This window comes from Parabacteroides sp. PF5-6 (assembly GCF_029504695.1).
In the GTDB taxonomy this organism is placed as follows: domain Bacteria; phylum Bacteroidota; class Bacteroidia; order Bacteroidales; family Tannerellaceae; genus QVMG01.
Genome location: NZ_JAQFIN010000007.1, coordinates 41891 through 62911 on the forward strand (window position 1 = coordinate 41891; position 21021 = coordinate 62911).

The 21021-nt window shown below is 42.3% G+C and carries 21 protein-coding genes and 1 pseudogene; 11 read left to right on the forward strand and 11 right to left on the reverse strand.

What is annotated here, in order from left to right; all coding sequences use genetic code 11:
• Window positions 1–166 precede the first annotated feature (166 nt).
• Window positions 167–1237 carry a sialidase family protein gene (locus M2133_RS09900; protein WP_277465965.1) on the forward strand — a complete coding sequence of 357 codons (1071 nt, stop codon included), beginning with the start codon at window positions 167–169 and terminating at the stop codon, window positions 1235–1237.
• Here the strand turns inward: M2133_RS09900 and M2133_RS09905 are convergent.
• The 6 genes from M2133_RS09905 to M2133_RS09930 form a co-directional block, all read right to left on the reverse strand.
• Entirely contained in the window at window positions 1206–2324 is a 1119-nt protein-coding gene (locus tag M2133_RS09905; RefSeq protein WP_277465966.1) for a glycosyltransferase family 4 protein, read from the reverse strand. The genes M2133_RS09900 and M2133_RS09905 overlap by 32 nt on opposite strands.
• Window positions 2321–3391, reverse strand: coding sequence for a radical SAM protein (locus M2133_RS09910; protein ID WP_277466077.1), 1071 nt, complete (start codon window positions 3389–3391; stop codon window positions 2321–2323). The genes M2133_RS09905 and M2133_RS09910 overlap by 4 nt, the downstream gene beginning before the upstream one ends.
• A gap of 7 nt (window positions 3392–3398) precedes the next feature.
• Window positions 3399–4103: an acyltransferase gene (locus M2133_RS09915; protein WP_277465967.1), complete on the reverse strand. Its 705-nt coding sequence runs from the start codon at window positions 4101–4103 to the stop codon at window positions 3399–3401.
• Window positions 4103–5296 carry a glycosyltransferase gene (locus tag M2133_RS09920; RefSeq protein WP_277465968.1) on the reverse strand — a complete coding sequence of 398 codons (1194 nt, stop codon included), beginning with the start codon at window positions 5294–5296 and terminating at the stop codon, window positions 4103–4105. The genes M2133_RS09915 and M2133_RS09920 overlap by 1 nt, the downstream gene beginning before the upstream one ends.
• A gap of 81 nt (window positions 5297–5377) precedes the next feature.
• Window positions 5378–6373, reverse strand: a complete 996-nt coding sequence (locus tag M2133_RS09925) for an acyltransferase family protein (protein ID WP_277465969.1) — start codon at window positions 6371–6373, stop codon at window positions 5378–5380.
• The gene (locus M2133_RS09930) at window positions 6373–7611 is read right to left on the reverse strand and encodes an O-antigen ligase domain-containing protein (RefSeq protein ID WP_277465970.1); all 1239 of its coding nucleotides are present in this window, start codon (window positions 7609–7611) and stop codon (window positions 6373–6375) included. Before M2133_RS09930 ends, M2133_RS09925 begins: the two co-directional genes overlap by 1 nt.
• A 176-nt stretch (window positions 7612–7787) precedes the next feature.
• Here M2133_RS09930 and M2133_RS09935 point away from each other — a divergent pair, with 176 nt between their 5' ends.
• The 6 genes from M2133_RS09935 to M2133_RS09960 all read left to right on the forward strand — a co-directional run bounded on the left by M2133_RS09935 (window position 7788) and on the right by M2133_RS09960 (window position 12124).
• Window positions 7788–9101 carry a UDP-glucose/GDP-mannose dehydrogenase family protein gene (locus M2133_RS09935; protein ID WP_277465971.1) on the forward strand — a complete coding sequence of 438 codons (1314 nt, stop codon included), beginning with the start codon at window positions 7788–7790 and terminating at the stop codon, window positions 9099–9101.
• A 15-nt stretch (window positions 9102–9116) separates the two neighbouring features.
• Entirely contained in the window at window positions 9117–9470 is a 354-nt protein-coding gene (locus M2133_RS09940; RefSeq protein WP_277465972.1) for a DUF2200 domain-containing protein, read from the forward strand.
• Window positions 9471–9486: 16 nt separating this feature from the next.
• Window positions 9487–10392: an EamA family transporter RarD gene (gene rarD / locus M2133_RS09945; protein WP_277465973.1), complete on the forward strand. Its 906-nt coding sequence runs from the start codon at window positions 9487–9489 to the stop codon at window positions 10390–10392.
• Window positions 10393–10480: 88 nt separating this feature from the next.
• Window positions 10481–10912, forward strand: a complete 432-nt coding sequence (locus tag M2133_RS09950) for a MarR family transcriptional regulator (RefSeq protein WP_277465974.1) — start codon at window positions 10481–10483, stop codon at window positions 10910–10912.
• Complete coding sequence (locus M2133_RS09955) at window positions 10909–11406, forward strand: DUF2269 family protein (protein WP_277465975.1); 498 nt, start codon at window positions 10909–10911, stop codon at window positions 11404–11406. Before M2133_RS09950 ends, M2133_RS09955 begins: the two co-directional genes overlap by 4 nt.
• Window positions 11407–11413: 7 nt before the next feature.
• Window positions 11414–12124 carry a DUF169 domain-containing protein gene (locus M2133_RS09960; RefSeq protein WP_277465976.1) on the forward strand — a complete coding sequence of 237 codons (711 nt, stop codon included), beginning with the start codon at window positions 11414–11416 and terminating at the stop codon, window positions 12122–12124.
• On the opposite strand, the gene M2133_RS09965 is transcribed toward M2133_RS09960, so the two are convergent.
• From M2133_RS09965 to M2133_RS09985, 5 genes and pseudogenes are all read right to left on the reverse strand, one after another.
• Window positions 12121–12384 (reverse strand): zinc ribbon domain-containing protein, encoded by a 264-nt coding sequence (locus M2133_RS09965; protein ID WP_277466078.1) that lies wholly within the window; start codon window positions 12382–12384, stop codon window positions 12121–12123. The two genes, M2133_RS09960 and M2133_RS09965, sit on opposite strands and share 4 nt — an antisense overlap.
• 15 nt (window positions 12385–12399) lie before the next feature.
• Window positions 12400–12786, reverse strand: a pseudogene (locus M2133_RS09970) (VOC family protein); the annotation flags it as partial.
• Between the two features lie 43 nt (window positions 12787–12829).
• Complete coding sequence (locus M2133_RS09975) at window positions 12830–13969, reverse strand: DNA alkylation repair protein (RefSeq protein ID WP_277465977.1); 1140 nt, start codon at window positions 13967–13969, stop codon at window positions 12830–12832.
• Window positions 13970–14323: 354 nt separating this feature from the next.
• On the reverse strand, window positions 14324–15121 hold the full coding sequence (locus tag M2133_RS09980; protein WP_277465978.1) for a nitroreductase family protein: 798 nt from the start codon (window positions 15119–15121) through the stop codon (window positions 14324–14326).
• Window positions 15122–15206: 85 nt separating this feature from the next.
• Window positions 15207–15542 (reverse strand): Arm DNA-binding domain-containing protein, encoded by a 336-nt coding sequence (locus tag M2133_RS09985; protein WP_277465979.1) that lies wholly within the window; start codon window positions 15540–15542, stop codon window positions 15207–15209.
• A gap of 631 nt (window positions 15543–16173) precedes the next feature.
• Here M2133_RS09985 and M2133_RS09990 point away from each other — a divergent pair.
• The 4 genes from M2133_RS09990 to M2133_RS10005 all read left to right on the forward strand — a co-directional run bounded on the left by M2133_RS09990 (window position 16174) and on the right by M2133_RS10005 (window position 20942).
• Window positions 16174–16539 (forward strand): helix-turn-helix transcriptional regulator, encoded by a 366-nt coding sequence (locus tag M2133_RS09990; protein ID WP_277465980.1) that lies wholly within the window; start codon window positions 16174–16176, stop codon window positions 16537–16539.
• Between the two features lie 5 nt (window positions 16540–16544).
• Window positions 16545–17798, forward strand: coding sequence for a type II toxin-antitoxin system HipA family toxin (locus M2133_RS09995; RefSeq protein WP_277465981.1), 1254 nt, complete (start codon window positions 16545–16547; stop codon window positions 17796–17798).
• 75 nt (window positions 17799–17873) lie between these two features.
• Complete coding sequence (locus M2133_RS10000; protein WP_277465982.1) at window positions 17874–19139, forward strand: site-specific DNA-methyltransferase; 1266 nt, start codon at window positions 17874–17876, stop codon at window positions 19137–19139.
• A 9-nt stretch (window positions 19140–19148) separates the two neighbouring features.
• The gene (locus tag M2133_RS10005) at window positions 19149–20942 is read left to right on the forward strand and encodes a DGQHR domain-containing protein (RefSeq protein WP_277465983.1); all 1794 of its coding nucleotides are present in this window, start codon (window positions 19149–19151) and stop codon (window positions 20940–20942) included.
• The last annotated feature ends 79 nt before the right edge of the window (window positions 20943–21021 follow it).

Below are 21021 nucleotides of genomic sequence, written 5' to 3' on the forward strand. Positions count from 1 at the left end.
CATTTACGCCGTAAATGAAGTAAGCAATTGTGTGGGATAAGTAGTGTGAGCCTTGAATCTGTTTTTGTTGAAATGTGAGTTTAAATCAATCGCTTATTCATATTTAGAATTTGTTGTTGCCTTACGGTGATGATGAATGTTTTTTAATAGAACTAAATGATTGAATATGAATGATAAACGCAGCGCCCTGTTAATCGTTTTATGCCTATTCTTCGCAACTTCCTGTATTGAGGAAGAAGTGTATTGTGTGATAGAATCTACTCCTTATGTATACGATGCCATAGTAGAAACAAATACCAATCATATTGCTTTTCCGACTATTGCTGGTTATCCGGATGGCTCGAAGTTGGTTATTGCTTATCGGGAGGGATCCGGTCATACGAGTTTCGACGGGAAAATTATTCAGAAAGAAAGTTATGATCAGGGCGTAACATGGGGGAATCGAAAAGTTATTTACGATGGAGGATCGGGATGCGATGCGCGTGATCCTCAGTTCGTTACTTTGGCGGATGGCACGATTATCTGCCGTTTCTTTGTGCGTACAAGTCAGGACGCATCTACCGTGAAGTTTATTCGTTCGAATGATTGTGGGAAAACCTACGACAATCGAGTGGGCGAATTTCCTATGCCTCACAGGGGAGAAACTTACGCTGCTGCCCGTGGGAATATGTTGGTGACAGCCGACGCAATATATTCTACGTCTTATAACCGCTGGCACGAAAACTGGCTGATGAAATCAGTCGATCAGGGAGTCTCCTGGAAGTTTGTAGCCTGGATAGATAATCCGGTAGATTTACAAAGAGATACTCACTTTCAACTAAACGAAGCATCTTTAGGTATTCATGACAACAGGATGTATGTTGTCTCCCGTTCGGGTTTCGATGAACCGCGAAAAATACATGTGGCGCGTAGTGAAGATGAGGGATGCACCTGGAATGAATGGAAGCAGCTCCCCGTTTACGGTCAGGCTCCATCGTTGACGCCTTATAAGGATAAACACATTCTTACTTATCGCAATACGAAAACAGATGAAAATGAACATAACAGGTTCCATTTTGATATGGCGTTATTCAAAGATGGCGAATTGTGCTCAAAAACAGTAACCTTATTGAAGACGCATTATTTTGATATGGGGTATGGGGATGTCTTTACATTCGACGATTTCTTCCTGTTATGTTGTTATACAGAGAATTCTATTCATTGTTTCAAGATTCTGTATGACGTCTTTGAGGATTAGTGAGCGATAGATAAACGCCCAAAACTTCTTCCGCAATATGATCCCAGTTATAAGATGTAAGGTCGTATTCGGCAGTCAGGGATGGATCGTTCAGCCGTTCGTTTAGTCGTTTGATAAAGTCTTTCTGATCATCCAGTTTGAAATATACATTTTCCGGCAGGCCTACCGCCAGGTTGGCCGGTATGTCGCTGGCCAGTACCTTTCGTTTGTAGCTCATTGCCTCCAATAGGGTGATGGGCAAACCTTCGTGTGATGAGGGAAGAACAAATAAAGCGGCATTATTGTAGAGTTGATATAGTTTCTCTCCTTTCACAATACCGGTCAGAGTTACCTGGTTCTCTTCCGCGAAATTCTTGAGGTAATAACTATAGGATGTCTCGTAATCGGCATCACCGGCCAAAACCAGGCTGTAATCCGTACAATTCGCTTTGACATACGCCTCGATCAGTTTATCGAACCGTTTTTCTTCTACAAAGCGGCCAACGGCTAAAATATATTTGTTGGGCTTGAGTCCCAATTTCTCGATATAGTTGGTAGAGGTCGAGCCGGGCAGGATCGTGACACCGTTATAGATCAGGCTTACGTTCTTCGTTCGCTTGTATTTCTTCTCCAGGATACCCGTAATCACCGTAGAGATCGCAATGATCCGATCGGCAAGTTTGGCAGTGAAGTATTCGCCCATCTTAATGATATTCCGGGCCAGGAAGCCCCATTTCTCCCGGTCGTAGTCGGGTCCGTGATGGGTTACCACCACCTTCAATCCCAATAGTTTGGCGATGGGCACATTGATTGCCGGCCCGATGGCATGGATATGCAGGATATCTGCCCGCACACGCTTGGCATAGAGGATGCTGGCGAAGGTATGCAAGGCTGCTTCCAATCCGGTGATCCGGGGCGATTGAATATCTTTGAACTTCACACCCCGGTATTCCGCCAATGGCGGATTTTCCTGCACGAATCCTTTCCGGCGCACGACCGTCACCTCACAGCCCAGCTTGGCCAGGCGAGGGTATAACTCTTCACAATGGGTCTCTACGCCGCCCTGAATATTGGGGAAGCCGCGCAGGCCGGTGACTACAACTTTCATCTCTCGGGTTTTCTTAAGTTTCCTTGTTCGGGCGACTGCCCTACATCGTACCATCGGCGGTCGAGGCAGAGCGGTTTACCCAACATACTGTTCACTTTATTGCGCATCACCCATTGCAGCGGGTGACGGATATACTTCTTCATCACGGGTGAGGCAGTGCCTACCATCCAGCAGTTCTTCGGGCAAGTACGTACCTTCTCACGTACCTTCTCGGCTTTTTCGCTCTGCCAGATCTCGTCGAACCGCTCCACCTGCAGGATATTGCCCATGCTCTCTTTCCAATACGTCTCTTCCAAGCCATTGCAGGGATAAACCTCGCCGTAGGGATCGACGAAGAAGTTCACCAGCCCCGCCTCGCAGGGAAGCATACGCCGGTTACCTTCGATATAATTGATCAAGCCGTTGTTGAAGAAGGCACGAAACCACGACTTGGGATGGTTGTCCTTCATTTGCATGGCGATAAGCTGCTCGAAATTGGCAATCACCTCTTCCTGGTTGGTAATGACATTGTCGTATTTGTGGAAATAATAGGAATTGTGGAATGCTGCTGTGGCAAACTCCATATTCAGGTTTTTCGCCAGGCGGTAGAGGTCGATCATATCGGCCGAGTTGTTGTTCGACACCGTAATGCCGAAGCCAATGTCTTTGACGCCCATCTCGCGCAGTTTCAACAGCGTGCGCAGTCCTTTGTCGAACCCACCCTGACGGCCACGCAATTCATCGTTGCGTACCGACAATCCTTCGATACTGATGCGGATCCCGATATTGGGAAATTTACGCGCCAGCGCGATGATGCGGTCTTCGAACCAGCCGGAGGTAGAGATCACCACCCGGGGCGCTTTGCGGAACATCACTTCCACGATCTCTTCCAGATCTTCCCTGACAAAAGGCTCTCCGCCGGTGATATTGGCAAACTTCAATTGGGGAAGGATCTCCAGGTCGCTGGCTTTGATCTCTTTATTCTTGTCGGTCGGGTTATTCCAGATGTCGCACATCTTACAACGCATCGGGCAACGATAAGTCGTGATGATACTTACATCGGTCGGAGAGGGGATATTCTTATTCATTGTCATGTCACTCTTCTTTTCTGTTTTTTATTGTTTTGGCAGGAATTCCTCCTACGATAGTATAGGGAAGAACATCTTTACTGACTACGCTTCCGGCTGCAATAATCGCATTTTCGCCTATCGTCACGCCATCCAGGACGATTGCTCCGGCGCCAATCCACACTCCATCGCCGATTTTTATGCCTTTACGGGTGGCGCCTTGATTGATGATATATTCATCCGTCCGGTCGAAATTATGATTCTCGGAGAAAAGGGATACGCCGGGACCAAAAATAACATACGATCCGATTTCAACTATTCCCCGTACCTGAATAAAGCAATTTTGGGATATACCCACATGATCTCCGATCGTCAATCCTTCGCCCAGTTCGCGTATCACTCCCGTACATTCGATAGTTGTGTTTTTCAGGATCGAAACATTATTGCCGATCGTGACGCCCTGGCGCGATAATGCATTGATTTCGACGTGATCGCCCAATGTGAGCGTCCGACCTGTCCGGATTCTGTTTTTATATTTAACTTTCACGCCTTTCCCCATGAAAATAAGCCCTTCGGACTGACTCAGGAACGGTTTCAGGAATAAGATCCCCCGGATCACACTCCATCCTTTCTCCCATACGATTTTCAAAAGATCCGAGGAGGTAAGCGATTCATCCAATTGGTAATTCTCTTTTCCCAAGCGGTGAATTATTTTCGTAATTAGTTGTTTCATTATGTGTGCAAATAGATATATAATAATTGCTGATAATACTTCTCCGGAGAAAACCGCTCGGATGATATTTTCGCAATAGCTTTATAATCAAACGACTTATGGCCATTGACAATCTCAGTCATCTTCTTTGCCAACTCATCTGTGTCCCACGCATCGAAAAGCATACCGTTGATCCCCTCGTCGATAAGATCAGGAATACCTCCCATGCGAGATCCTATCACGGGTGTTCCCAAACCCAACGATTCAATCACAGAAATAGGATTGACATCATAACACTCGGAGGGCATGATCATCGCCCGGGATTTGCCCAATAACTCTCGTATTCCTGTTTGATTCAGGTAGCCTAAAAATTCGATATGCGAAGAACTGTATTTGCCTTTTAATTCCTCAAAGAGAGGACCTCTTCCGGCTATCTTCAGATGAATACGTGCTTTTATGGCCGCATTAATCATAGTCTCTATCCCTTTTTCTTTCGAGATACGTCCTACATAACAAAAGTAATCTTGTTTCTCGTAATTATCAAACCCGCCTGTATTAATCGTCGTGAAATTGCTTAACACGCTGATTTTATCGGCACAAAATTTTCCACTAATCATTTTCTCTTTTTGGAAATGACTCGGGCAAATGAAACGATCCGTATATTTCTCCAACCGCTTTCTGTTCCATTTGAGCGATTCGGCATAGGCCAATAGGCTGCCCATAAAGCTGTTTTTCACACATTTATACTTCAAGACCTCCCATTTCCGGTTGAAACAGCGTTCGCAGGGTATATCATTGCGTAAACAATCCGATCGATGACAGAGTAATTTGTAATCGTGTAATGTCCATATCACTTTAATCTTTCTCTTGTGAGCGATTTGAGCCAGGACGGGGGATAATTGCGTATGGATGTTTTGCAGGTGAACAATCTCCGGTTTGAATTCGTCAAGCAATAAGCTGAATTTCTCTTTCACTTCTTTGGCACCCAATGGACGGGTGATTGTTTTTATTTTGCTTGTCTTAGTCTCTCTCGAATAGGACACCTCCGAAGGGAAATAGGTTTGATACGGACTGGGAAGGTTCTCTTTATGTTGCATCGCAAACATCGCCACTTCATGGCCGTTGGCTTTCAATAAAGCTTCCAGGTCGATCGTGGCGATACAATCGCCTCCGCGCGGATAATAGAACTTATTTACTAATACTATTCGGGCCATTCTTGATTCTGATGTTGTTTTTCTGTGTATTTAAGTTTTGTGTACAATTATAACGGGAAATGTTCTTATTTATTACGAATATTACGAAGACTTCTTCATGATCTTTTCTCTTTTTGCATCCAAAAGATAAAGGATAATGGGACCGATGATTCCTATCGTGTTGACTATAAGGATTGAACTTATGAATGCCGCGGAATCTCCCAGGTATTCCGTTAAGTGAAATTTCAGAAGGACCGATTTGGCAAGTCCCTGAAAAGTGGTATGGAAAAGGTAAATCGTAAAAGAATAGACCGCTAAATGCAGGAAGATCTTTCGGGCAGCAGCCATTTTCGAATCAATAAAACGGGATAGGTTGATAACGAACGCAATGCCTAAAACACCTAATCCTAAAGAAAACACCTTTCCGGCTAAAAGACTATCTCCGAGAGGGGAGATTGAAGTCGTTGGAAGATATATAATGGAAAAAGCGAACAGAATGGCCCATGCCGGAATGCGGCTGATCTTATCCCTTACGGCCTGATATTGACAAATGAAACATCCCAATACGAAATAGAACAGATGGTTTTTCAGTTGTTCCAGACAGAATAATCCTGTTGTTTTCACTGGGATCAATACCAGTATCAGGGCAATAAACAATAAGATGTTAATCTTTTTTGCCGTATCAAAGAATGGAATGATAAGAAAAATAAGAAACAAGACATATACAAACCATAGAAAGAAACCGGCAGACGGGAGGTAGAGTGTCTCATAAACAGAGGATAGTGTGACCGGATTTTCCACATACATCCCTCTTTCGGCCAAGAGCTTTAAAGAGATGATAAGGATAGAAATCAGAAAGTACGGGATCATCAGTCGTTTGAATTTCTTCCAGATAAAGGGAGTGTATTTTACCGGTTTCCTGAATTTCATATATACAAATCCGCTGACATACATAAATAGGGGCATGTGGAAGGTGTAAATAATATCGATCAGTTGCATATACCAGGCAGGGGTGTTTGCCGGTTGAAAGTGGCCGATCACAACCAGTATGATACAAATCCCTTTTGCGATGTCGATATATGTCAGCCTGTTACCCATTATATTGTACGTTGGGGTGTTTCTTCTGCGATATGCTTCATGTCGGATAGGATCAATCCCAATAACATCATGACAAAAAGACCTCCTTGCGCGATAAACGTAGAACCGGTAGTCCCCTCAATGGCAATAAATCCGGTGATAAGAATCACAATAACCAGCGATTTCAGTTGTCGCTGCTGATCGGCCTTAAAATAGGAGAATGCTTTTCGCAATATATACAACCAGAACAATATATAGAGAATAACCCCCACCACTCCAAACTGAGCCAAGGAAGGGTAAAAGGTGTCTGAAACAAATTTCGGATTGTTTTTGGTTAATCCATACACGTTATCCAGCCCATATTCGGCATATGTTCCCGAATAAAAGATGCCGGAAGAGTGAGTTGCGAAACTGGCAAAACCCGTGCCGAAAGGGAAATAATCGGTCAGGATCTCCGGAGTTACCCGATAAATAACAAATCGGGCCATCATATCTTTGTCTACATCCGGGTTGTCGGTAAGCGCCTGAACAAAATAGATATAAATCTTTTCCCAGGCGACGTAGAACATCAGTCCGAAGAGTACAAGGAAGATCATGATGTTCTTCATCGAGAGTTTGAAATGTGCGTTTGGTTTGAGCAAAAAAACCAGGAAGAGCGACAAAACAAAGAAACCATAGAATTTCGAACGCCCGCTTATGATGCCGATCGATAGCAGCAGCATGAATATTATCTTATCCCGTTTGCTATAGTCCGAACTGTATAAATAACATAATCCGGTAATCGTAATCGCAATGCCGTAAATGGCCGGGTGACGCATGAATATTTCAATAAACGGCTCGCTGAATGCTCCTATCAGTCCTATGGGTAAGAGAAATATAAACCAGAAAAGCAGGGTGATTTCTTTGAATAATGACTTGCGGCTTTTATTTAATACCGGCCTTAACTGGTATACGCAAAAGAAACCCAGATAAGGTTTCAACTGGATGATAAGGTCGTTAAATATGGCTCTTTTTGCGTTACTGCCAATCCAAAGCGAATAAATCGTGTAGAAAAGGAAGATTCCTAAGGTGAGTAAAAATACTTTATTGAAAGCCCAGTCAGGGGTTTTAAACATGGCAAACAGAAAGAGAATGAATAGGAACATCGTTGTCAACTCATCGGTAAACTGGAAACCAATAGTATAATACAACAGAATGACAAAGACGAAAGCGAATATGAATAGAAAGAAAAAATATTTGTTTATATAGGATTGCACCATGTCTGTTTATTCTATGTCCGTATTTCTGTTCATATACCCAACGGAAAACCGCCAGGCTTTAGTATGCCGAAGCCTTGATTAATTCATGTTATCAAATGCAAAAGTAGGAATATTTGGGGGAATATTCCCGAATAGTATTACTTTTGTGGACTTTAAAGTCATAAACCGTACACAATATGAAAATAGCGATAGTAGGAACAGGATATGTCGGGCTGGTGACCGGAACTTGTTTTGCTGAAATGGGAACCGATGTCTATTGTGTGGACATCAATGTCGAGAAGATGGAGAACCTGAAAAAGGGGATCATGCCGATTTACGAACCGGGCCTGGAAGAGATGGTCGTGCGCAACCATAAAGCCGGGCGGCTCCATTTCACTACCGAATTGAAAGAAATCATCAATGAAGTCGATGTGCTTTTCAGTGCCGTTGGGACTCCGCCGGATGAAGACGGCAGTGCCGACCTGAAGTACGTATTGGATGTGGCGCGTTCCGTAGGGCAGTATATGCAGAAATATATCCTGGTGGTAACCAAGAGTACCGTTCCGGTGGGGACGGCAAAGAAAGTGAAACAGGTGATTCTGGAAGAACAACAGAAGCGAGGGGTATCCATCGAATTTGATATTGCCTCCAATCCGGAGTTTCTCAAGGAAGGCGCTGCTATCAAAGATTTTATGACTCCCGACCGGGTGGTCGTTGGCGTGGAGAGCGACAAGGCACAGGAGCTGATGGCCCGCCTTTATCGTCCTTTTATGCTGAATAACTTCCGGGTGATCTTTATGGATATCCCTTCCGCTGAGATGACCAAATACGCTGCCAACGCCATGCTGGCTACCCGCATCAGCTTTATGAATGATATCGCGAACCTCTGCGAACTGGTAGGCGCCGATGCCAATATGGTGCGCAAAGGCATCGGTTCCGACAACCGTATCGGTAGCCGTTTCCTCTATCCCGGATGCGGTTATGGCGGATCGTGCTTCCCCAAAGATGTGAAAGCATTGATCAAGACGGCTTACGATCATCATTACCCGATGCGTATCCTGCAAGCCGTCGAAGATGTCAATGCCGAACAGAAACAAGTCTTATTCAAAAAACTGATCACCCACTTCCACGGTGTGATCGAAGGCCGGAAGATCGCCGTCTGGGGCTTGGCTTTCAAGCCGGAGACCGATGATATCCGCGAAGCTCCCTCTTTGGCACTGATCGAACGCCTGTTGGAATGGAACTGCAAGGTGGCGGCCTACGACCCTATCGCCATGCCGGAAGCAAAGCGTATCCTGGGCGATCGCATCGAGTACGGACAGGATATCTACGACGTGGTCAACGAAGCCGATGCTTTGTTGATCGTTACCGAGTGGAAAGTCTTCCGTATGCCCTCGTGGACAGTCGTGCGTAAGGTGATGAACGACAACCTGATCCTGGACGGACGTAACCTCTACGACAAAAAAGAACTCGAGACCCTCGGCTTTATCTACAAAGGAATCGGGCAGTAGAATCACAGTAAAACAATGGATACGAATCAGAAATTATACAAGATGTCTTTTGCCGGCGTCTATCCGTTTTATGTGCAAAAAGCGGAGCGGAAGGGACGTACGAAAGCGGAGGTGGATGAAATTATCTGTTGGCTGACCGGTTATAACGCGCAGACCTTACAACAACAAATCGACAATCATACAGATTTCGAACACTTCTTTGCCGAAGCGCCGGCGCTGAATCCTAACGTATCAAAGATTACAGGTGTGATATGTGGCTACCGGGTCGAAGAGATTGAAGACGAACTGATCCGCAAGATCCGTTACCTGGACAAACTGATCGACGAATTGGCTAAAGGCAAGGCTATGGAGAAGATCCTGAGAAAATAAATGCCGCTGCCGGATCATGTCATTTGAGCAAAAGAAATTGAGTTACAACCAGGGTATCGTATATGCCCTGGCTTGCTACGTCGCCTGGGGATTATTCCCTATATTCTGGAAAGCCATTACCGGAGTGCCTGCCGTGAATGTATTGGCGCATCGTATTGTGTGGTCGTTCGCCTTTCTCCTTGTCTGGGTTCTATTGACGAACCGGCAAACGTTTATCCATTATATAAAACAGCCCCAACTGTTGTTGCGCCTTGGGCTGGCCGGATTTCTGATCAGCGCCAACTGGGGAATTTATATCTATGCTGTGTCCAATAATCATATTGTTGAGGCGGGTTTGGGCTATTATATCAATCCGTTGGTGAATGTGTTTCTGGGTTATGTGTTCCTGAAAGAGCGATTGGCGACGATGCAGAAGATCGCCGTCGTATTGGCACTTATCGGGGTCGCTTATTTTACGATCAGTTATGGGCAGTTTCCCTGGATCTCACTCGTGCTTGCCGTTTCGTTCGGGCTGTATGGACTGTTGAAGAAGAAAGCGAACCTCGAGTCCATGCCTGCACTTACAGTAGAGACGATGGTGGTTTTCCCGTTCGCCTTGGCTTATTTGTTTTATACGGCAGAAAGTAATGCGGCAATCCCGTTCTTCCCTTCGTCGGGCATCACAAGTGCATTGCTGATTCTGAGCGGATTGGTCACGGCGATCCCACTTTTCTGGTTCGGCAAGTCGGCACAGGCAATCCCTTTATCAACCATGGGTTTCATCCAGTATCTGAGCCCGACGCTCCAGTTATTGCTCGGAATTTTTGTCTACGGTGAGACCTTCGGCATTGAATATCTGATCTGCTTCGCCTTTGTCTGGGCCGGATTGATTTGCTACACAATCAGTATCCTGAAAGGGAAAAAGGTAACAATAGCCCAATAACTCCTGAAGAATAAATACTTCCAAAGCGCGCCTCGTATTATGTATTGACCAATCAATATATTTGTTATCTTTGTGAAAAGATTATATTATGAATGATTTTTACTCTTTAGGATTACTGACGGGCATGGCTTCATTAGCCTTATCCAAAGCCCTTAATGCAGCATTGATAGAGAATAACATTGATTTGCCACATTCTCAGTTTGTTGTGTTACGAATTTTATACTTCCATGACGGGATGAGTCAATTGGAGATTGCGAATATGATATCTAAAGATGCGGCTGCCATTAAAAGAACGGTTGATAACCTCGAAAACAAAGGGTTGGCTGTTCGCAAACAGGTGCGCACATTAAAAAATTCAGTCTGCATAACGGATAAGGGACGTGAACTTATGCCACAGGTTTTAAAAATAGCGAATCAAATTATAGAGGAGGCACTTGACGGTTTTTCGGAAGAAAGCCGGGAACAGCTATTCTCTATGCTGAAAATGATCTATCAAAATATAACAAAGAAAACATTATGAAGAAGCTAAGTCCACAAGGAGTGAAAATCCTTAAAATGTGCCACATACTACTGGCTTTTTGTTGGATTGTAGGAGGTCTTACTTTATGCTTATTGGTCTTTACCACCTATCCCGAATCGGGTGATGAACTCTATATGCGTTCGCGGATATTGCAGATAGTAGACGATTATTTCATTATCTGCGGAGCAATCGGGGCATTTATTACCGGATTGATTTATAGTATATGGACAAACTGGGGGTTCTTCAAGCATCCGTGGATCATTGTAAAATGGATCATGACAATCCTGCAAATATTATTTGGGACATTTGTGCTTGGACCTTGTGTCAACAATAATGTCCTTATTGCCGACCAACTTCGCGATGCCGCCTTGACAGATCCGGTATTTCTTGAAAACATTCGCATGACACAGATATGGGGCAGTATTCAAACAGCCTTATTACTGATCATCATCATCATATCGGTACAAAAACCATGGAAGAAGAAAAAAAAATAATAGAATTATGGAAGTAAAAGTATTTATTGACAATTACAGGGAAGCATTCGGCGAAAAAGCCGAACTGCCGATAGTGTTCTGGTATTCCGACATCGCGCTTGCCGATACCGAAAAGATAAATGGTTGTTTCTTCAAAGGGCTGAAAACGGTTAGAGAAGGGAATCCCATAAGTTTGAATGCTGAAGTGATCGGTTGCGGAGGAGGAAAGTTCTATACCGGATTTACCGAAATGCCCGAACGGGTACCCAACTTCGTTTCGCTGAAGGAAAAATATAAAAAGACACCCGAAATGGTCGTTGAGTTTATTGAACAGCTTGGCGTACCGCTTACCAACCGGAAGTATCTGAATTTTACACGCATAGACCAGGTTGAAACGTTTGACAAGGTGGAAGGTCTCTTGTTTTTGGCAACACCCGATATACTATCCGGATTGACAACATGGGCTTATTTCGACAACAATTCGGAAGATGCGGTAACCTCCATGTTCGGTTCCGGCTGCTCGGCTGTAGTAACCAATGTGGTTGTTGAGAATCACAAGGGCGGAAAGAGAACGTTCATCGGATTTTTCGATCCTTCTGTCCGCCCTTATGTAGAAGCAGATATCTTAAGTTTCGTGATACCTATCTCGCGATTTAAAGAAATGTACTACACCATGCGGGAAAGCAGCTTATTCGATACACACGCATGGAAGAAAATACGCGAACGGATAAATATTTAATCCTTCTTCCAACGTTTGAGGGAGGATAGAAACTCGCGCAATATGGGGCGTGCCTCATCCGGTGTAAAGTTGTTTCCTGTTTCTTTGTTCCAGTGATCGAGGTATTTCAAATTAGTCTCCAGCATCTCGTCCATTGTTACGTCGCGGGTGAATGCGCCGTTCTGATAGCAATAGTGGCAATAGTCCTGATTGGGGGTTCCATCGGCATTGGTTCCGAACTCTTCGACGGACTTCATATTCATACCACAGCTTTGACAGATTGGTACTTCTGCTTTAAGTGGAGTAAATAATTCGATCAGGTTCTCTTCCGGGTCGTATAGATGCACAACACGCATTCCCCAGCCGGGCATATCCATGGGTTCATTGATGAATTTAAGTCCTTTTGCCTGGAACGCCTGATAGGTCTCGTCTACATTTTCTACTTCAAAGGAGATCATCGACTTTTCACGGTATCCAACGGGTTGCGCCTTGTCGGCATTGCCAACGGCAGGAGCCATATAGTCGGAGGTGAACAGGGCAAGCCCTTCTATTCCGTCGGCTACTTTGAAGCTGGCATAACAGTCACCCACATCCCAGGCGGCCTCCAGGCCAAGCTGCTGGTTGTAAAAGTCGAAACATTTGCGATAGTCTTTGACTAATAGTCTTACGTTGCTGAATTTCATGTTTGTTCTGTTTTTGATTTATTAATCTCTATTCTTGCCAAATTTAGCTTTCTTTTAGTTCAAAATCATGTTTCTCAAACTCTTTTCCGTTGATGATAACAGCCACCTGATGAAGTCCGGGGTGTAGCTTGCGGGTGGTCACGACCTTAAAAGAGTGTTTGCGGCTGATACGTGTGGTTGATAGGGCGGCGTAGTCTTTCTCACTGATCTTGCAGACTTTCTTCGATAACGTACCGTTTGCCTTTTGGTAATACAAACCGTACTCGAGTCTTATTTTCGCTTTCTTATTACCGTTGTTCAATAGGTTGAAACGAAACTCCAACGAGTCGCCGACTTTCACCTGGGGTGTTGCGATCCGGAAGTCTTTAATCGCTATCTGTTTCGTCGAACCCAGGCCGAATAATTCCATCACTTCCGAATTGCCTTGTTTGAGGAGTGTCCGGCAGCCGTGTTTAATGATCCAGTCGACTTCTTCCGACTCTCCTTGCCATCTTTTTACCAGATCAATCACTACTTGGGGATTGTCTTTGGCTATGTCATTCAGGTTATTGGCAACGCTCAGGCGCACAAACCGTGCCGGGTCGTTCTTGAGGTTTTCCAGTATCGGAAGGATAGGAGCGGGGTCGGCTTTCAGATTCGGCAGAGCCATTGCCCAGGGCAGGCGCGGGCGGCAACCTTCGGATGCCAATCGGCGGACTCCCCAATGTTCATGCTTCGACCAGACGAGCATCTGCGCCATCATCGCATCGGGGTATTTGATAATAAAGGGATGGGTAACAAACTCACAGCTGCTGAACTGAGTGATCCGCTCTATGGCTTTGACAGAGGTTTCGTAATCGTCCAGGCCATATTGTTCAACGTAATTATCCAAGACCCCTCCATATTCTAACAGCAGACCAAACTTCGTATCGTCTATTTGGGAACAATGTGGATAGCGAGGTTCTATGAGATCCAGTAGTTCAAGTATTTTAGCGACGCCCTCTTTGTAGTCGGCCGGTAAGAACTTTTTTAATACTGTCGCCATATGCGCGGTGCGCTGTTTGAGTTCCCGCTCTTCCCAGTCCTTATCCATTACCTGCGACACGAATGCACGGGTATCCAAGTCGGGAATAACGAGCTTCAAGTCCTTCGTGAATCGGTCCAAGAACTGCTCGTTGTACATATTTTTAAAGGGCTCTGCCATACTTGTGATTTATTTCGGACAAAGATAGGGAATTAAAAAAGAAAGGAACAAGGAGATAGGAGCAAAGAAAAAGGGGAATTTTACTGTCCATGCGCATGGACAGTACCGTCGAACCGCATCATCAGTACTGTCGAAGGGCATGGACAGTACTGACCATGCCATTCGACAATAAAATTTCAGTGCATAATTTTGATCAAACCAACGCTACTTACAATGTAAGTCCAAGCGCTTTGGCTGATTTGAGGTAGTCTTGTCCTTTGGTATTTATATCGCCTTTGGCGTCGACGCCGGGGACGAGTAATTGTCCACGGTCTTCCCAATTTAAGTAGGAGGCAATCTTTTCGTATGTCTTGGTTATTCTATTATCCAGGATGTTACGTATCCCATATCATTTGAAGAAGAGACATCGGACATTCTTTCAAAATGTCCTTTCAAATCCAGTTCATTGCAGGTAAGTTCGAAATGGCAGAGGGCAATCCCCATATCATTTGCAGAGAAGTGTCCGGCTTGGAAGTAGAAGTGGAAAGCTCCGTCTTTCATCACCACACGCCAGGGTTGTTTATTGCTTGCTGATGGAGCGAGCCGCAGCATTTCCAGCGGAGTTTTATAGTCGCCGGCATCTGACTCTGTCAAAGGGGTTCCGAAGGTGTTATTGAAAAACAGTGAACCGAAAGGTTTGCGCTTGTCACTTCCTGCTCCTGCGCGCATGATGGATTCCAAGAGTGTCCGCTTTTCTCTTTTATACCCGACAGGAGAAATGACGATCAGTTCTTCGCCTTCGGAGAGTTGAATTTGTTTTAAGAAATCATCCCGTTTCAATGTCCCACCCAGCCAGCAGGTACCAAGCCCTAATTCGGTACAGTAGAGAACGACCTGCTCGAACATATAACCCGCTCCAACTTCGGACATGACGCCTCTTTCGCCTATGAGAAGTAAAAAATCTGTCGCGCCGCTTATCACCCCATAAGTTCCGAGTTTGACCGGTTGATCGCCTGTCTTTGCCCTGATTAACTGTATCTTTGCTTTTGTCCCGAACGGGGCATTCAGTTGCCCGATATAGTTGTTTATACGATCGACACATTCTTCATTTAACGGCTCTCCGGTGTAACTGCGCACGGATTTGCGTTTTTTGATCTGCTTTGTAATAGACATATTCTAAGCTTTGAATTACTTAATCTACAAATCTACGATTTCTTTGGGATACCTATAATATATCTTCCTAAATTCAACATATTCATCAGTTACTTGGGTTTACAAGAACTCCTTGAAAAGCGCCTGTCAACCTATTTGTCAGGTGTTTTTTTATGGGTATTTTTGTGGCAAGAAACAAATACGAATAAAAGAATATGGAAGCAACTTTTATTACACTTAACAAAGGCTCTTCTACTATATTTCCGTTTTTCTTTGCCATATCTATTTTTCCTTTCCAAAGCGAAGGGTTAATACTTTTTTTCGTGCGAATCTCCTCACGTTGTCCATTGACAGTGATTCTCATGCTTACGGGAGCTTCTCCACTCTTAAGCAACTGGTTCTTCTTTAAGAAGAACAAAACTCCAAATGAATTTCTTCTCATTTCCTTTCAATTTTAATGGTTCAAAATTACGGAAATAAGCCTGAATTAAACTTATGCAAAACACAGCATACCAGCGAATTAGAATCGAATTGGTGACTATTTTTAATAGTCTCGAAAAAGTCACCGATTACGCCACCAAGAACGTTATTTTTCGCCCCATTTTGCACTTTCGTGAGAAAAGAAAAATCCCTGAAAGTGATTGACTTTCAGGGATTTTCTCTTTTTTGCTTTTCTTATTCGTGGTGCCACCAGTACGTTTTTCGTTTTAGTAACTACCACATTTACAATATTTTATAGAGTATTTATACAACCTCGCAAATGAATAAACATAGTGTTTTTTTCGGCGTTTTGCCCGACAATGCTATTGTCATTTCCAATACTTCACAAAGTTACAAATTAATCTGATTCCAAGGCTTTTATTTCAAAAAGTATTTTATAAAATAGAGTTGGTAAAGGGGGGGGGAAATCCACGAACTACATTCACTATGTAAAATCACTCTTGATATAAAGATACTCATTGATATTAGGGTATCAAATAATAATCGGATGCCCCCCAGATAAATATTTTCATAAACTATGTTTTTGCAATAAATATGCCTATATTTGTGCTGAAATATCAGTTGTTACGATTATGAATTCTTATACTCAAAAGCAGAAAAGCATCCTGGCTACAGTAGGTGAAAACATTCGCCTTGCCCGCTTGCGTAGAAAGCTGTCTGTTCGCTCTATGGCAGAGCGTGCAGGCATAGCTGTGTCGACATTAGGGAATATTGAGAACGGATATCCATCTGTGTCAATAGGAAATTACCTGCAAGTATTATCCGTTTTGCGGTTGGATGAAGATTTACGGCTCATTGCTGAAAAAGACCCGTTGGGAAGGCAGATACAGGATGCTCAACTAACTACTAGAAAAAGAGCGCCGAAAGAGAAGAAGGCGGTCTCAATTGTTGAACATGCCATTGATAAGGGTGACACGGAAGAACCCGAATTTGAATAGAAATCATGAGTCAGAAAAAAGAAATATTGGTGTATGCGGATTGGTATATGTATGATTCGCCTCAGTTAGTTGGAGTTTTGACTTTTTCCGCATTGCGGGGGAAGTTTGTTTATTCTTTTGAATACAACAAGGAATGGATCAAGTCCGGAATCGCAATAGACCCGGAACTACCTCTTTTTTCCGGCCTACATTATGCCGCATCGAACGATAATTTTGGGATATTCAAGGATTCTTCGCCTGACCGTTGGGGACAGTTGTTGATGAAGCGCCGGGAAATACTTCTGGCAAAAATGAAAAAACGCGATCCCCGTCCTTTATTCGGAATAGATTTTATGCTCGGCGTTCACGATAGCCACCGAATGGGCGCTCTGCGATTTAAAGAGGATGAAAACGAAGATTTTTTGAGCAACGAAAAGGCACTGGCCGCTCCCCCTTGGACTTCACTCAGGGAACTTGAATATGCCGCTGGACAATATGAAAAGAATGCAGACCAATTGGATGAAACTTCTTTGAAGTGGATTGACCAGCTGATTGCTCCTGGCTCATCATTAGGCGGTGCTCGGCCTAAAGCGGATATAATAGATACCAAAGGAAATCAGTGGATTGCGAAATTTCCCAGCAGAAGGGATGATTATGACGTTGGTCTATGGGAAATGATTGTACACGAATTGGCTGTGTTGGCTGGCATTTATGTTCCTAATGCATCTATAAAAAAGCTCGGCACATCCTACCATACTTACCTATCCCAGCGTTTCGATCGGACAGAAGACCGCCGCAGGATTCACTACGCTTCGGCGATGACTTTATTGCAGCACAACGACGGCGATGATAGCGGGATGGGAGCAAGTTATCTGGAATTGGTCGATTTCATCAAGTCGGAATGCGCCGATGCCAAATCGAACTTGGAAGAACTCTTCCGACGCGTCCTCTTTTCGGTGTGTGTGTCCAATACGGACGACCATTTGCGTAATCATGGCTTTATTTATACGGAAACGGGGTGGACATTATCGCCCGCGTTCGACATCAACGCCAATGAAACTGGAACCGGCCTTAAACTCAACATCGACGAACATGACAATTCATTAGACGTTGATTTAGTGATGAAGACGGCTCACTACTATTTGCTATCGGCTCAACGTGCAGATGAAATAAAAACAGAAGTTGTGAATGCTGTATCTAACTGGCGAGAAGTGGCAAAAAAACATAAGGTTCCTCCGAGTGAAATTGAACGAAAGGCTAGGGCATTTATTAGATTGTAAAATGCATATTATCCTTTGTCTCTCTATGATTTTAATTGTATTTTTGTATTTTATAACATTTTGATTGAGATTTAAATGGTAAGAACCAAACGAAAAAGCAATGTTGATGTAGTTTATAATGAGGATTCTAGGCGTGTCTTAGACATAATCACGCCTGATATTAAAGTACAAACGACTATTACATCGCCACCATATTTTGACATGAAAGATTATGAATCGGATGATCAAATTGGGTATGGTCAGACTTATAATGACTATTTGATGGATTTAAAATCAATCTTTGAAGGAATACATAAAATAACTAAAGAGGATGGTACTCTTTGGATTATTATTGATACGTTCAAAAGAAATAATCAAGTTGTTACTCTTCCTTTTGATCTTACAGATAAATTAAAAGAAATAGGATGGCTGCTTCAAGATATTATTATTTGGAAAAAGGACAAAACGGTTCCTTGGTCTAATAGTGGCTTTATGCAAAGAAAATTTGAGTATATTTTATTCTTCACTAAATCGTCCAAATACAAATCTAACAGAGATAGTGTAAGAGTATATGATACTAACCATCTAAAAAAATGGTGGGTTAAATACCCTGAAAGATATAATCCTAAAGGTAAAGCCTTAGATGAAGTTTGGGAATTTCCTATCCCTATACAAGGGTCTTGGGGAGATAAGTACATCCGACATTTTTGCCCGCTTCCACAAGATATGGTAGCTACAATGATACAAATAAGTACAGATGAAGATGATATTGTTCTAGATCCTTTCGCAGGAAGTGGAACTGTTTTATCTCAATCAGCTTACATGAAGCGAAAATATATTGGCTTTGAGACTAATAATGAATATATTAAGATGTTCGAGGCGTATATACGTAGAACATTTGAGATAGGAAGGAAGGAATACGAGTTGACTAACAATAACATATCTCAAGGTCAATTTGAAGAAACGATATTAAATTTAAGAGCGTTAAAATATGGAAGGGTATTATTGACTAATATTCAGAAGAAAAGTGAATTTAAGAAATTCAAGATTATTGTTGAGATTGACGGAGCTAGCAATCTAATTCACAAACTATTAAAAGTAAAGTATCGCATTATAGGTGAGTTTGATGAAGCCTTATTTGCTAATATTATTGATAACTTGATTGCGTCTCCACCATTATCAAAGTTTGGAATAGAGCCTTGCTTTTCATTCGAAGTTATTTCTGAGGATGATCTTCAGGGTCTTTATGGATATACTCAAACGAATACATACTCTTTTGCTAAAGATGGAGATATTTCTTCACACAAAGTCCGCATATTGAGTCCGATTTGTGTGGATTTGAATGAAAACGACTATTTATAGGTTTTGTATATGAAAACAAAAGTTGAGAGAAAGAAAAAGAAGGCTAAGAAAAAATTATCTCCTCAAGAAAAAGCTGTACTTAAAGAACAAAAATCACAAAGGGCGGAGATATCGAGTATTCTTAAAAATATTGGTTTTTTTAGACTGCCTTATATTGACGGAAAGCATTTTCAATATGATGGTAAAAAAACCGAAATGGATGATATATTCATTTATAAAAATGTCATCCTCATTGTTGAATACACCATAGGAACCCCCGGCGAACATCTTTTGATGAAAAACTATTTTTACAACAAAGTAAATTCTGACAAAAGAGCTTTTATTGATTTTTTACTAGAAGAAGAGAAATTAAATAGTTTCAAGTCTTACTATGAAGAGCATATCAAAGGGACATATACTAAAAATCAACTTATTCTAAAAACACTATATTGTTCAAAGCAAGCCATTTCTGATGATCATAAATGTTTAGCCAATGATGATATTGCCTTTTTTGATTATCATATAGTCAAATACTTCAGTAGCCTTACAAAGGTTATCAAGAGGACTAGTAAATTTGAATTTTTAGACTTTCTTAGAATCCCCCATAAATCAGTGGGAGATAATCTTAACAATTCGTCAAAATCTTCAACAGATACTTTTTCTGGACACATTTTACCCGAAGAGAAGAGCTCATTTAAAGAGGGGTATAAAATTGTGTCGTTCTATATTGACGCGGAATCTCTCTTAAAGAGAGCCTATGTGTTTCGGCAAAGCGGATGGAGAGATGTGGAAAATGTGGGTCATTATCAACGAATGCTCGTTTCGAAAAAAATAAATAGTATGCGGAAATATCTATCCGAAAAGGATCGGGTATTTATTAACAATATTATATCTTCTATAGCAACGGATAAGATAAAACTTTATGATAGTAAGGGTAATGAACTAAAGCTAAATTCCAATGGACAGTTTTTAGGGGAGAACTCTATCGAAGTTATGCCAGCTTCTATTGAAATAAATGATGAATGCAATATCATTGGAATTATTGATGGTCAGCATAGAACATTTGCATATCATGAGGGGGATGATCAATACGAGAAAACTATATCCAAGCAAAGAAAAATTCAGAATCTGCTTGTTACAGGTATTCTTTTCCCCAGTGGCGAGCCAGTGCAGAAAAGGATTAATTTTGAAGCGAATCTTTTTTTAGAAATTAACTCTAATCAAACCAATGCAAGTTCTCAGTTAAAACAGGAAATTGAGTTAATGCTGAGTCCATTTTCATCTGTGGCTATTGCCAAAAAGATACTTCAAGGTCTAAATAAGAGTGGTCCGTTAGGGAATCTTATTGAACAATATTGGTATGAAACGGGTAAAATTAAAACTGCATCTATTGTTAGCTATGGCTTGCGTCCTCTCATTAAAATAGAGGATGTAAAAGCTAAGGATAGCATATATGCGATTTGGGATAATTCCAGTAAACATAAGCTAAAGACGAAAGATGAAGAAAATTTCGATCTTCTTGAACAATACGTCAATTTTTGCGTAGAGAAAATTAGGGATATTTTCATTGCATTTAAGGCAAGTATTCCTAACGAGAGATGGCATACTTATGCACCAAATGTGCCTCAAGGTGTTCTTACGGTAACATTTATTAATGGGGTATTAAATGTCCTAAGATTATTAATTGAAAGCGGAAAAATATCTTCTATTGAAGATTATAAAATCAAACTTACCCACGTTAGTGAGTTTGATTTTAGAGCATACAAATCAAGTCAATATCGTAAAATGGGAGAAGATATATTCAATAAATACTTTGCTAATTGATGCTTATTTTGTTACATTTCGAAAAATGGCATCAATAACACATAGCCTGAATGTCAGATATGTTATCATATTTCACCTA

Bases quoted from the DNA above. Each gene is read 5' to 3' on its own strand.
- M2133_RS09925 (WP_277465969.1), bottom strand. From the start codon at position 6,373: ATGGGTAACAGGCTGACATATATCGACATCGCAAAAGGGATTTGTATC.
- M2133_RS09995 (WP_277465981.1), top strand. From the start codon at position 16,545: ATGAGTCAGAAAAAAGAAATATTGGTGTATGCGGATTGGTATATGTAT.
- M2133_RS09955 (WP_277465975.1), top strand. From the start codon at position 10,909: ATGAAGAAGCTAAGTCCACAAGGAGTGAAAATCCTTAAAATGTGCCAC.
- M2133_RS09940 (WP_277465972.1), top strand. From the start codon at position 9,117: ATGGATACGAATCAGAAATTATACAAGATGTCTTTTGCCGGCGTCTAT.
- M2133_RS09960 (WP_277465976.1), top strand. From the start codon at position 11,414: ATGGAAGTAAAAGTATTTATTGACAATTACAGGGAAGCATTCGGCGAA.
- M2133_RS09985 (WP_277465979.1), bottom strand. From the start codon at position 15,542: ATGAGAAGAAATTCATTTGGAGTTTTGTTCTTCTTAAAGAAGAACCAG.
- M2133_RS09980 (WP_277465978.1), bottom strand. From the start codon at position 15,121: ATGTCTATTACAAAGCAGATCAAAAAACGCAAATCCGTGCGCAGTTAC.
- M2133_RS09935 (WP_277465971.1), top strand. From the start codon at position 7,788: ATGAAAATAGCGATAGTAGGAACAGGATATGTCGGGCTGGTGACCGGA.
- M2133_RS09915 (WP_277465967.1), bottom strand. From the start codon at position 4,103: ATGAAACAACTAATTACGAAAATAATTCACCGCTTGGGAAAAGAGAAT.
- M2133_RS09910 (WP_277466077.1), bottom strand. From the start codon at position 3,391: ATGAATAAGAATATCCCCTCTCCGACCGATGTAAGTATCATCACGACT.
- M2133_RS10000 (WP_277465982.1), top strand. From the start codon at position 17,874: ATGGTAAGAACCAAACGAAAAAGCAATGTTGATGTAGTTTATAATGAG.
- M2133_RS09930 (WP_277465970.1), bottom strand. From the start codon at position 7,611: ATGGTGCAATCCTATATAAACAAATATTTTTTCTTTCTATTCATATTC.
- rarD (WP_277465973.1), top strand. From the start codon at position 9,487: ATGTCATTTGAGCAAAAGAAATTGAGTTACAACCAGGGTATCGTATAT.
- M2133_RS10005 (WP_277465983.1), top strand. From the start codon at position 19,149: ATGAAAACAAAAGTTGAGAGAAAGAAAAAGAAGGCTAAGAAAAAATTA.
- M2133_RS09900 (WP_277465965.1), top strand. From the start codon at position 167: ATGAATGATAAACGCAGCGCCCTGTTAATCGTTTTATGCCTATTCTTC.
- M2133_RS09990 (WP_277465980.1), top strand. From the start codon at position 16,174: ATGAATTCTTATACTCAAAAGCAGAAAAGCATCCTGGCTACAGTAGGT.
- M2133_RS09975 (WP_277465977.1), bottom strand. From the start codon at position 13,969: ATGGCAGAGCCCTTTAAAAATATGTACAACGAGCAGTTCTTGGACCGA.
- M2133_RS09950 (WP_277465974.1), top strand. From the start codon at position 10,481: ATGAATGATTTTTACTCTTTAGGATTACTGACGGGCATGGCTTCATTA.
- M2133_RS09920 (WP_277465968.1), bottom strand. From the start codon at position 5,296: ATGGCCCGAATAGTATTAGTAAATAAGTTCTATTATCCGCGCGGAGGC.
- M2133_RS09905 (WP_277465966.1), bottom strand. From the start codon at position 2,324: ATGAAAGTTGTAGTCACCGGCCTGCGCGGCTTCCCCAATATTCAGGGC.